This window comes from uncultured Bacillus sp. (assembly GCF_958411575.1).
GTDB lineage: Bacteria > Bacillota > Bacilli > Bacillales > Bacillaceae > Bacillus > Bacillus spizizenii.
On record NZ_CATYRA010000019.1, the window covers coordinates 20,033 to 29,849 of the forward strand.

General features: G+C 41.9%; 9 protein-coding genes. 7 read left to right on the forward strand and 2 right to left on the reverse strand.

From position 1 onward, the window contains the following. Window positions 1–90 precede the first annotated feature (90 nt). The 4 genes from Q5C82_RS20030 to Q5C82_RS20045 all read left to right on the forward strand — a co-directional run bounded on the left by Q5C82_RS20030 (window position 91) and on the right by Q5C82_RS20045 (window position 3,633). The gene (locus Q5C82_RS20030; protein ID WP_003225664.1) at window positions 91–774 is read left to right on the forward strand and encodes a PspA/IM30 family protein; all 684 of its coding nucleotides are present in this window, start codon (window positions 91–93) and stop codon (window positions 772–774) included. A 65-nt stretch (window positions 775–839) separates the two neighbouring features. Continuing rightward, on the forward strand, window positions 840–1,865 hold the full coding sequence (locus Q5C82_RS20035; protein WP_003225662.1) for a TFIIB-type zinc ribbon-containing protein: 1,026 nt from the start codon (window positions 840–842) through the stop codon (window positions 1,863–1,865). Further along, window positions 1,865–2,632 (forward strand): YgcG family protein, encoded by a 768-nt coding sequence (locus Q5C82_RS20040; protein WP_003225660.1) that lies wholly within the window; start codon window positions 1,865–1,867, stop codon window positions 2,630–2,632. The genes Q5C82_RS20035 and Q5C82_RS20040 overlap by 1 nt, the downstream gene beginning before the upstream one ends. 29 nt (window positions 2,633–2,661) lie before the next feature. Beyond that, the gene (locus Q5C82_RS20045; protein WP_003225659.1) at window positions 2,662–3,633 is read left to right on the forward strand and encodes an SPFH domain-containing protein; all 972 of its coding nucleotides are present in this window, start codon (window positions 2,662–2,664) and stop codon (window positions 3,631–3,633) included. A gap of 47 nt (window positions 3,634–3,680) precedes the next feature. On the opposite strand, the gene Q5C82_RS20050 is transcribed toward Q5C82_RS20045, so the two are convergent. Beyond that, on the reverse strand, window positions 3,681–4,694 hold the full coding sequence (locus Q5C82_RS20050; RefSeq protein ID WP_032727358.1) for a potassium channel family protein: 1,014 nt from the start codon (window positions 4,692–4,694) through the stop codon (window positions 3,681–3,683). A 613-nt stretch (window positions 4,695–5,307) separates the two neighbouring features. On the opposite strand from Q5C82_RS20050, the gene iolT reads away from it, so the two are divergent. Continuing rightward, window positions 5,308–6,729 (forward strand): myo-inositol transporter IolT, encoded by a 1,422-nt coding sequence (iolT, locus tag Q5C82_RS20055; RefSeq protein WP_003225652.1) that lies wholly within the window; start codon window positions 5,308–5,310, stop codon window positions 6,727–6,729. A gap of 48 nt (window positions 6,730–6,777) precedes the next feature. Here the strand turns inward: iolT and bdhA are convergent, their stop codons facing one another. Continuing rightward, window positions 6,778–7,818 carry a (R,R)-butanediol dehydrogenase gene (gene bdhA, locus Q5C82_RS20060; protein ID WP_003225650.1) on the reverse strand — a complete coding sequence of 347 codons (1,041 nt, stop codon included), beginning with the start codon at window positions 7,816–7,818 and terminating at the stop codon, window positions 6,778–6,780. A gap of 443 nt (window positions 7,819–8,261) precedes the next feature. Between bdhA and walM the strand changes: the two genes are divergently transcribed. Together walM and Q5C82_RS20070 are read left to right on the forward strand one after the other, a co-directional pair. Next, window positions 8,262–8,633, forward strand: a complete 372-nt coding sequence (gene walM / locus Q5C82_RS20065; RefSeq protein ID WP_014112896.1) for a cell wall metabolism protein WalM — start codon at window positions 8,262–8,264, stop codon at window positions 8,631–8,633. 65 nt (window positions 8,634–8,698) lie between these two features. Next, on the forward strand, window positions 8,699–9,742 hold the full coding sequence (locus tag Q5C82_RS20070) for a PD40 domain-containing protein (RefSeq protein ID WP_003225646.1): 1,044 nt from the start codon (window positions 8,699–8,701) through the stop codon (window positions 9,740–9,742). The last annotated feature ends 75 nt before the right edge of the window (window positions 9,743–9,817 follow it).

Here is a 9,817-nt window from a genome sequence, read left to right on the forward strand (position 1 = left end):
ATTTTTTATTAAAAAAATGAAACTTTTAACGATAATAAATAGTATATGTAATAAGGGGTATACCGAAATAGCTTCTAGGAGGAACATATGATGAGTATAATTGGAAGATTCAAAGATATTATGTCCGCGAATATCAATGCTTTATTGGACAAGGCTGAAAATCCAGAGAAAATGGTAGATCAGTATTTAAGAAACATGAATAGCGATTTGGCTAAGGTTAAGGCAGAAACAGCAGCTGTTATGGCTGAGGAGCAGAGGGCAAAAAGAGAACTACACGAGTGCCAGGCAGACATGGAAAAGATGGAAAGCTATGCAATGAAAGCACTGCAAGCGGGGAATGAGGGCGATGCGAGAAAATTCCTTGAAAGAAAAACATCTTTGGAATCAAAGCTTTCTGAGCTGCAGACGGCGAATCAAATTGCTGCAACCAATGCCGCACAGATGAGAAAGATGCATGACAAACTGGTATCTGACATTGGAGAGCTGGAAGCACGCAAAAATATGATCAAGGCGAAGTGGGCAGTAGCGAAAACGCAAGAAAGAATGAACAAGCTTGGCGCTTCTGTTTCGAATACAAGCCAATCAATGTCTGCATTCGGCCGAATGGAGGACAAAGTAAATAAGGCGCTTGATCAGGCCAATGCAATGGCAGAACTGAACAGCGCTCCACAGGATGATATTGCTGATCTGACTGCAAAATATGATACTGCCGGTTCAAGTCAGGTTGATGATGAACTTGCTGCGTTAAAAGCGAAGATGATGCTGGATAAATAATACATAGGAGGCCGCGGCCCTCGGCTGCGGCACCACTTTATCATAAGATTTGAGAGGGAACGGTAATGATAATATCTTATAAGTGTCCGAACTGCGGCAGTGATATGGCATTTGACAGTGACTCCGGTTCGTTATCCTGCGGCAGCTGCGGAAGACAGGACAATATTGAAAGCCTTCCGAAAGAAAACATTGCAGCGCGGTTTTCTGAAGATGAGGCAAAAGAATATCAATGTGAAAACTGCGGTGCCGTTTTGATCACGGAAGTTGAAACGACAGCGACGACTTGCAGCTTCTGCGGAGGTGCTGCAATACTTGCCGATCGTTTATCAGGGCATTTGGCACCGGCGAAGGTCATTCCATTTACAATCAGTAAACAAGAAGCGGAGCAGGCATTTCGAAAGTGGTGCAAAAAGGGCCTTCTGACACCAAGAGGATTCATGTCGGCCGATCGCATTAAAAGCATCACCGGAATGTATATCCCGTTTTGGATGTTTGATTTAAATAGTGAAGTACAGGTGAGAGCGAACTGTACCAGAGTCAATCAGTATGAAGAAGGGGATTATATTTGCACAGAAACAGAACATTTTGAAGCGTTTCGTGATATCAATCTCGATTATTTGAAAATCCCTGTCGATGCCTCTGAAAAAATGAATGATGAACTAATGGACAAATTGGAGCCTTATTCATACGATCAGCTGAAGGACTTTCAAACGGCATATTTGGCTGGTTATATTGCGGAAAAATACAATTATACCGATGAGGAGCTTTTTCCGAGGGCAAAAGAGAAAATCAGCAGTTATATAGATTCATACATACATTCTACTTTTTCCGGATATACATCGGTCAATGTGAGGGACAAACACATTCACACGAAAAATGTGAACAGCTTTTATGTTTTGCTTCCCGTTTGGATGGTCAGTTACGATTATGAAAGAGCAGAGCACATCTTTGCGATGAACGGGCAAACAGGAAAGGTTGTCGGAAAGCCGCCGATCAGTTCAGGAAAAGTGGCGGCATGGTTCAGCGGAATAGCAGGCGGGACATTTCTTGCATTGAAGCTCGTCTCATTGATGATGGGAGGCGGATTTTGATGCGCGGATTTTTAGGAAAAGCGATTCTAGTTGTGCTGGCTGTCTTCATGGTGATGCCGGTATTGGGGATCGAAGCGGCGAGAGCTTCCGAATCACAGCAGCATGTATATGATCAAGCCCATCTATTATCAAAAGCAGAAATCGGAAAACTTGAATCTCTCTCGGCAGAGCTGGGTGCAAAGAGGGACACTGATTTCATCATTATCACAACAAAAAGCACAAACGGTGAAGATATTGCCGATTATACCGGCGATTTTTACGATCGTTACGGAAAAGGCAGCACAGCTATTTTAACGATTGATATGGCAAATAGAGAAGTTTTCATCGCGGGCTTCAAAAAAGCTGAACAGTATTTGGACAACAGCAGGCTAAACAGCATTAGAAATACGATTTCATCTGATTTATCAAATGAAAATTATTTCAAAGCTTTTAAGACATATATTCAGCTTTCTTATAAAGATATGGGCATAAAACCGGGAATAAACCCCGACAACATATTCTTTAAATGGTGGTTTCAGCTGATTGCTGCCATCGCAGTCGGTGGCATCGCGGTTTCAATCATGCTTTATAATGCGGGTGGCAAAGTAACGGTTAATGGGAATACATATATGGATCATCGTACGTCTGATGTAATTGATCAATACGACACTTATATCAGAACGACTGTAACTAGAGAAAGAAAACCATCAAATGATAAAGACAGCGGCGGCGATGGCGGTGTTACGAAAGGCGGCACGTCATACAGCGGAAGCCGGGGCAGTTTCTAGTGAAGAAAATAGAGAAAGGAAGAATTATGATGTCGTTTTTCAGAAACCAATTAGCAAATGTAGTAGAGTGGGAAGAGTTTAGAGATGATATGATTTTTTATAAATGGAACAATCGTGAAATCAAAAAAGGGAGCCGTTTAATCATTCGTCCCGGACAGGATGCTGTCTTCTTGAACAATGGGCGAGTTGAAGGGGTTTTTCAAGATGATGGCGATTATGATATTGAATCAGAAATTATTCCATTCCTTTCAACGTTAAAGGGTTTTAAGTTTGGGTTTAACAGCGGCATGCGTGCCGAGGTGTTGTTTGTCAATACGAAGGAATTTACCGTAAGATGGGGAACAAAGCAGGCGATCAATATTCCGGCAGCAGGAATGCCTGGCGGAATGCCAATTCGCGCAAACGGCACATTTCATTTCAAGGTGCAGGACTATATCAGCCTGATTGATAAAATTGCTGGCGTGAAGAATCAATATTTCGTAGAGGATATTAAAACCCGGATCACTTCTATTTTGGATCAGCTTCTCATGAAGTGGATTACAAGAGAAGGGAAAGATATGTTTAATCTCCAAGCCAATGCTTTTGACATTGCGAAGGGAATTCAAGAAGACTTAGATATGCAATTAATCGGCGACGGAATGACGATCACTGGTTTTCAAATCATGAGCTTTAATTATCCTCAAGAGGTTCAGGATATGATTACGAAGAATGCTTCCTATGGTATGGTTGGGGATGTCAACAGATACCAGCAAATATCGATGACGGATGGAATGGCATCCGGAAAGATGAGCGGAGGCGGAGCGGCTTCTGATATGGCTGGAATGATGATGGGAATGAATATGGCCAATCAGATGATGAATCAAATGAATCAGAACCAGCAGGCACAGTCATCGGACTCACAGTCATCTGGCAGCGGAAGTAAACCGAATTTCTGTCCGAACTGCGGAACAAAAACCGGTGAAGCCAATTTTTGCCCAAATTGCGGGCAGAAGCTTGTATAAGAATCATGAAGTAAAAGTCCGGAGTGATCAGATACTCGGGACTTTTTTTATCCGTTGTCTATAGTCTGCTCCTGAACAGGCCATTTTCGGGCACCCGCTTGGACAACTCCCAGCAGCAATTGACGACGTTCCTTTAAAGAATTGACGGCTGTTTGAAATGTTTGCTTGGATAAAGCCGGTATGCCTGATTGTTGAAGCTTTGAGATGTCTGGTTCCGGCGGCGCTTGTTCAGCTGAATGGATATAGGCAGTATGAACGGTATCCAAGTAGTTTTTGATACTTGAGCGCGTTTCTTTGATGTGAAGCTGATTCGGCTGATATTGTTCAGGAATGCCGTATTTCAAGATGGTTAATGCCTCATCCAATACAGTGACAGCTATAATGGATGATTCCTGTCGCTGCGTGCTATGGTAAAAATGAAGGATAGGGAAGGCGTTATGCTGAGCGGTCAGCTTTCCCAGCTCTGATGAGATAGCGACAAGAAGAAAATCAATGTTGTGAAAATCTTTGCCGTTCCATGCATTCTGGACAATTTCTGTTCCGTCACGCCCCAGACTTAATACACTTTGGGCAAATGAGCGCTTTTGATTAACAGCACTCAAGACGGAAATCAAATATGTGACAGAAAATGTGATGGTAAGCAAGCCTTGAGCCGTCTCAATAACCGTGACAAGCTTCCATAGGTCTCCGTTTGGTGCAAGGTCGCCATTTCCTAATGTAAACATGACATAACCGGAAAAATAAATTCGATCTGACCAGGACGCCGGTTCTTTCGATTGGGTTTCCACGAGTGAATGGGGGTCACTTGAGAAAATCAAAAACCACCCGCCCCAAAATAAAATGATCCATATCACTAACGTCAGGCATAACAGCAGTGGGCCTGCCATACTTAGCACCTTTGCGTGGTCTCCGCTGATTTTGCGGCAGCCTTTCCACAGCCATGCAGACAGACATCTTGTGATCGGGCCGGCACCGCTCTCTAACCATAATGTGGTCCATAAAAAATCAATCATCCCCGCTGTCAACAACAAAAGGCCTGTAATGATATAAATCTCATTCAATTTTTTTGCCTCCCCTAAGCCAGCCATCTTTTATTTTCCTTTTCTATATCCTTTTATCTTGAGTCTGAAACAATTGATCGAATGTTTGATAAGAGAGTCATTGCAGAGAAGATAAATAGGAGAAGTTACCCAAAACTTATCCATTTTGTTTATAGTAGCAGATAAACAGAAACTCACAGAAATTTTGACTTGTTTCCCACAATTTCAAGAAGAAAAAAGTTCATTTTCCCCTTGAATTGGTCATTTTCCTTTTATTGAATAAAAAATTTTCAGAAATTTATATTGACTGAAAACGCTTTTATAATTATGATAATATCAGATGTAACAAAAATGTCACTATTATATCACAACAATAGAACTATCAAGTGACTATAAAGTAACAATCTTCAACGTATATGTTCAAGAGATACTCATTGTTCTTTTAGAGAAAAAATGAAATCGCTTCCAAAGAAGCTGACATGCGAAGAAGAAGGGAAGGTTATGAGTCCATTGGAGAAAAACATGATGAACTTTTTTCTGAAGCCTGCTTATAAAATGTGAGGAAGGCAGCAGCCCTAGAATAAGTTTTTGAAATACGTATTGATCGATTTTGAAAAAGACTGGGGGAAACAGTATGAATAAACAAGGCAATCAAATGTCATTTTTACGTACAATTATTTTAGTCTCGACCTTCGGCGGGCTCTTATTCGGTTATGATACCGGAGTGCTCAATGGAGCTTTGCCGTATATGGGAGAGCCGGACCAGCTTAACCTCAATGCCTTTACAGAGGGGCTCGTCACCAGTTCACTTCTTTTTGGAGCTGCGCTCGGTGCTGTGTTTGGCGGAAGGATGTCTGATTTTAACGGCCGCCGCAAAAATATTTTGTTTCTTGCTGTTATATTTTTTATTTCAACGATCGGATGTACGTTTGCTCCAAATGTAACGATCATGATTATCTCCCGTTTTGTGCTTGGCATTGCAGTCGGGGGGGCATCAGTTACGGTTCCTGCTTATTTAGCAGAGATGTCTCCTGTGGATAGCAGGGGACGGATGGTGACGCAGAATGAATTGATGATTGTATCAGGACAGCTTTTGGCCTTTGTTTTTAATGCAATCCTCGGAACAACAATGGGAGACAACTCCCATGTGTGGAGATATATGCTGGTCATTGCTTCGCTTCCAGCCATATTCCTGTTTTTCGGCATGATCAGAATGCCTGAGAGTCCTCGCTGGCTCGTTTCTAAAGGTAGAAAAGAAGATGCTTTGCGTGTATTGAAAAAAATCAGAGATGAAAAGCGGGCGGCATCTGAGCTGCAAGAAATTGAATTCGCTTTCAAAAAAGAAGATCAGCTAGAAAAAGCGACATTTAAAGATCTTTCGGTCCCATGGGTGCGCCGCATTGTGTTCATTGGGTTAGGGATTGCAGTTGTACAGCAAATTACAGGGGTAAACTCGATTATGTATTATGGAACTGAAATTTTAAGAGATTCTGGTTTTCAAACGGAAGCCGCTTTAATCGGAAATATCGCCAATGGCGTGATTTCGGTATTGGCAACGTTCGTTGGAATTTGGCTTCTTGGTAAAGTAGGCCGCCGGCCGATGCTGATGACAGGCTTGATCGGTACGACAACGGCATTATTGCTGATCGGGATATTTTCACTTGTAATGGAAGGATCACCGGCACTTCCATATGTTGTCCTGTCATTAACGGTTACATTCCTTGCTTTTCAGCAGGGCGCAATTTCTCCAGTGACGTGGCTGATGCTTTCGGAGATTTTCCCGCTTCGTCTTCGAGGTCTGGGAATGGGTGTCACGGTATTCTGTCTGTGGATGGTGAATTTTGCAGTTAGTTTCACTTTCCCGATATTGCTGGCCGCCATTGGGCTGTCCACAACGTTCTTTATCTTCGTTGGATTAGGAATTTGCTCTGTCCTGTTTGTGAAGAGGTTTTTACCGGAAACGAAAGGACTGTCGCTTGAACAGCTGGAGGAAAATTTCCGGGCTTATGATCGCAGCGAGGCGAAGAAAGATTCCAGCGCTGAAGTGGTTGGATAAGATAAAAAAAGAATCCGCATACGAGCGCGGATTCTTTTTAGTTTCAAATTAGTTAGGTCTGACAAGGATTTTGACTTGGTTTTTCTCTTTGATAAGGGCCCCGAAGCCTTCCTCAATCAAATCGTCTAATACGATTTTTTTCGTTACGAGTTTGTCAGCTGAGAAATAGCCTTCTTTCATTAATGACAATACAGCCGGGAAGATGTCGCGGTATCCGATAATTCCTTTTACAGTACGTTCTTTGATTACGATGTCGTTAGGATGGATTTCAGCGCCTTTTTCCCAAATGCTGACGATGACTGTTTCACCGGCAATTGTAGTAGATTGGATCGCTTGTCGTAATACCACTGGAACGCCTGTGACTTCGAATGCTACGTCAACACCGTCACCTGTACGTTCTGCAATCTCAGCCACTACATCGTCTGTTTTGGACGGATCAACGATGATCGCTCCAAGCTCCTCAGCTTTTTGCTGGCGTTCAGGTGAAAGCTCAACAGCATAAATATCAGTCGCACCGGCAGCCTTCAGCGCTTCAATCACCAGAAGCCCGATCGGGCCGCAGCCGAATACAGCCGCTTTGTCGCCGGCTTTAATTTTGCTTGAGCGGACAGCATATAAAGCGACCGCAGAAGGTTCAACGAGCGCGCCTTGTTCATATGATAATTCATCAGGAAGCTTGAACAACAGCTCTTCATCTACAGAGACATATTCAGAGAAGCCGCCGCCTCCGCCGGCTAAGCCGAGGAATCCCATTTGCTCATCAAGGTTGTAGGCACCCTGGTGGCCGTGTGTGGCAAAAATCGGTTCGACTACGACGCGGTCTCCAATTTTATAATTTTCAACGCCTTCCCCGACTTCAACAACTTCGCCGGAGAATTCATGGCCCATTGTGACAGGTGCTGTTTCATTCGTTAATGGATGCGGTTTGTCAACCGGAATAAAGATCGGGCCGCCCAGATACTCGTGTAAATCACTGCCGCAGATGCCGCACCATTTGACTTTGATCTTTACTTTTCCAGGCTCCGTTTTTGGCTCTTCAATATGTTCAATACGGATATCCTTTTGGTTATGCCATCTTGCTGCCTTCATGGATTACCACTCCTATATCTTTTGATATGAGTAATATTCCGCACTGATCAATATGAACTGTTCACAAAATCGCCATTTTTAAAACCAAAAAAGAAATAAAATTTTTATATAATATAATTTATGTTTTTTTGAAAAAAGAAACTTTGAAGAAAAAAGAGTCTCGCACACTCTTTTTTCTTTAATATGAGAGAGTATGAGTCGTATACATAACTATGAATTTGGTTTGAACAATACGGTAATGGTTCGTTCATATTGAATGCGTTAACTACTCTATCAACAATTATAACGCTAATACCGCAATTATAATAGGATAATCTTCCATGGTTTATTTTAGCAGAGACAACTTTTCTGACTTTGTAACATTACTGTAAGGATATTGAAATAAAAAATCCCTGGTTCATCGTGTATAATTTTTCCTAGAAGTTAACAAACAGGGGGACGAAATGTTGAAGAAAGTCATTTTAGCCGCTTTTATCTTAGTAGGAAGTACTTTGGGAGCTTTCAGTTTTTCATCAGATGCCAGTGCGAAACATGTGAACGGAAATATTACTTGGTATAATGGAGTCGGGAAAAAAGGCTCTTCAGGTAAAAAACTTGGACATTGGGATTGTGCGACCAAGATCGGATTTGATGTTCCGAAGAACGGGACAAAAATCAGAGCTTATGCAAAAGCGAAGCCTAAAAAGGTAATTACGGTTTACAAAAATGATGTTGGCAGAATGCCTAATGCAGTTCTGGATGTAAGCCCTAAAGCGTTTAAAGCGCTTGGATACCCATTAAGCAAAGGAAAAGTAGCGGGACATTACAGCTATTAATCTACATATATAATCTGTAAAGCAAGAAGTCACATTCTTGCTTTTTCTATTGGTGGAGATAAAAGATGAAAAAAAGAATCATATTATTATTAGCAGTCATCATAGCAGCTGCCACGGGGGTTGCGTTTTACGTTACAAAGGATAAAGGCCATGAGAAGGCTGCTGATGTTTCAGTCAATACGGAAAGCGGTGATAAGCTGCTTGTTTCGATTACGAATACCGATCTGCAGACGAAGTATTATGAAAATGATAAGGTGATCCATGAGGAGAAGCTGACCAGCTATCCGGCATTTGCTTTGGATCAAAAGCAACAGGTACTCTATTATACGGGCAATAATGATCAAAATGAAATGAGGCTTTTTAAGCTGGATCTAAAGTCTAATAAAAAGACGATGCTTTATAAAGGCGCTGAGAGTGCGGACAGTTTGTTTTTGTCAAAAGACGGTTCAACCATCTATTTCCGCTTAGGAAAAGCGGACGAAAGCAATTTCCGGATTGCAGCTTTTGATCTAAAAACGAAGAAGTACAAAAACCTATATCCTGCCGCTAATGATCAGGATGACACCGTCAGCAGCTTCTTTTATAACAAGAAAACAGATTCATTTGCATTGCTGCATTATTCTGTAGAAGAAGATTACAAGAAAACAGATGAAGCGAACGAAAAGGGAATCGATCCTGAACCGACAACAATTCATTTTGCGGCGGGCCATCAAAACAAATTTGATGAGCTGAAGAGCCTTGACCAGTTTATCAGCGATATTGCTGTTTCTGATGATGATAAACGGATTTTGTTTACATCATATACGCAGAAAGGCACGGAGCAAACCGCTGCTGTTCAGATGCTGAATGCGGATACGAAAAAGTATGAAACCATCATTTCAAATCAAAAATCATTCAAGCTGTTAATTGACGCACAGCCGCAGTTCTCTAAGGATGGAAAGAACATTTATTTTCTTGCCGAAGCCGAAGGGGCTAAAAAATTGAAGGATGAAACAGGGCGCGAAGCCAAGGTGCGGACGATTTATTCCTATAACCTTGAAAATAAGACGTTCAAAAAAGTATGGGAAAATCCGAACGGCATCATCAACAGTTTTTCTGTCATCAACTAATAAAAACCACTCGGCATGGGGGGACTGACCCCATAATATGAGACAAATAAAAAACACCTTCTAGTTTGAAAACGG

What these genes read in the sequence shown, in the direction of transcription:
- Q5C82_RS20035 (WP_003225662.1), top strand. Translation starts at nt 840, where the DNA reads ATGATAATATCTTATAAGTGTCCGAACTGCGGCAGTGATATGGCATTT.
- Q5C82_RS20030 (WP_003225664.1), top strand. Translation starts at nt 91, where the DNA reads ATGAGTATAATTGGAAGATTCAAAGATATTATGTCCGCGAATATCAAT.
- walM (WP_014112896.1), top strand. Translation starts at nt 8,262, where the DNA reads ATGTTGAAGAAAGTCATTTTAGCCGCTTTTATCTTAGTAGGAAGTACT.
- iolT (WP_003225652.1), top strand. Translation starts at nt 5,308, where the DNA reads ATGAATAAACAAGGCAATCAAATGTCATTTTTACGTACAATTATTTTA.
- Q5C82_RS20045 (WP_003225659.1), top strand. Translation starts at nt 2,662, where the DNA reads ATGTCGTTTTTCAGAAACCAATTAGCAAATGTAGTAGAGTGGGAAGAG.
- bdhA (WP_003225650.1), bottom strand. Translation starts at nt 7,818, where the DNA reads ATGAAGGCAGCAAGATGGCATAACCAAAAGGATATCCGTATTGAACAT.
- Q5C82_RS20040 (WP_003225660.1), top strand. Translation starts at nt 1,865, where the DNA reads ATGCGCGGATTTTTAGGAAAAGCGATTCTAGTTGTGCTGGCTGTCTTC.
- Q5C82_RS20070 (WP_003225646.1), top strand. Translation starts at nt 8,699, where the DNA reads ATGAAAAAAAGAATCATATTATTATTAGCAGTCATCATAGCAGCTGCC.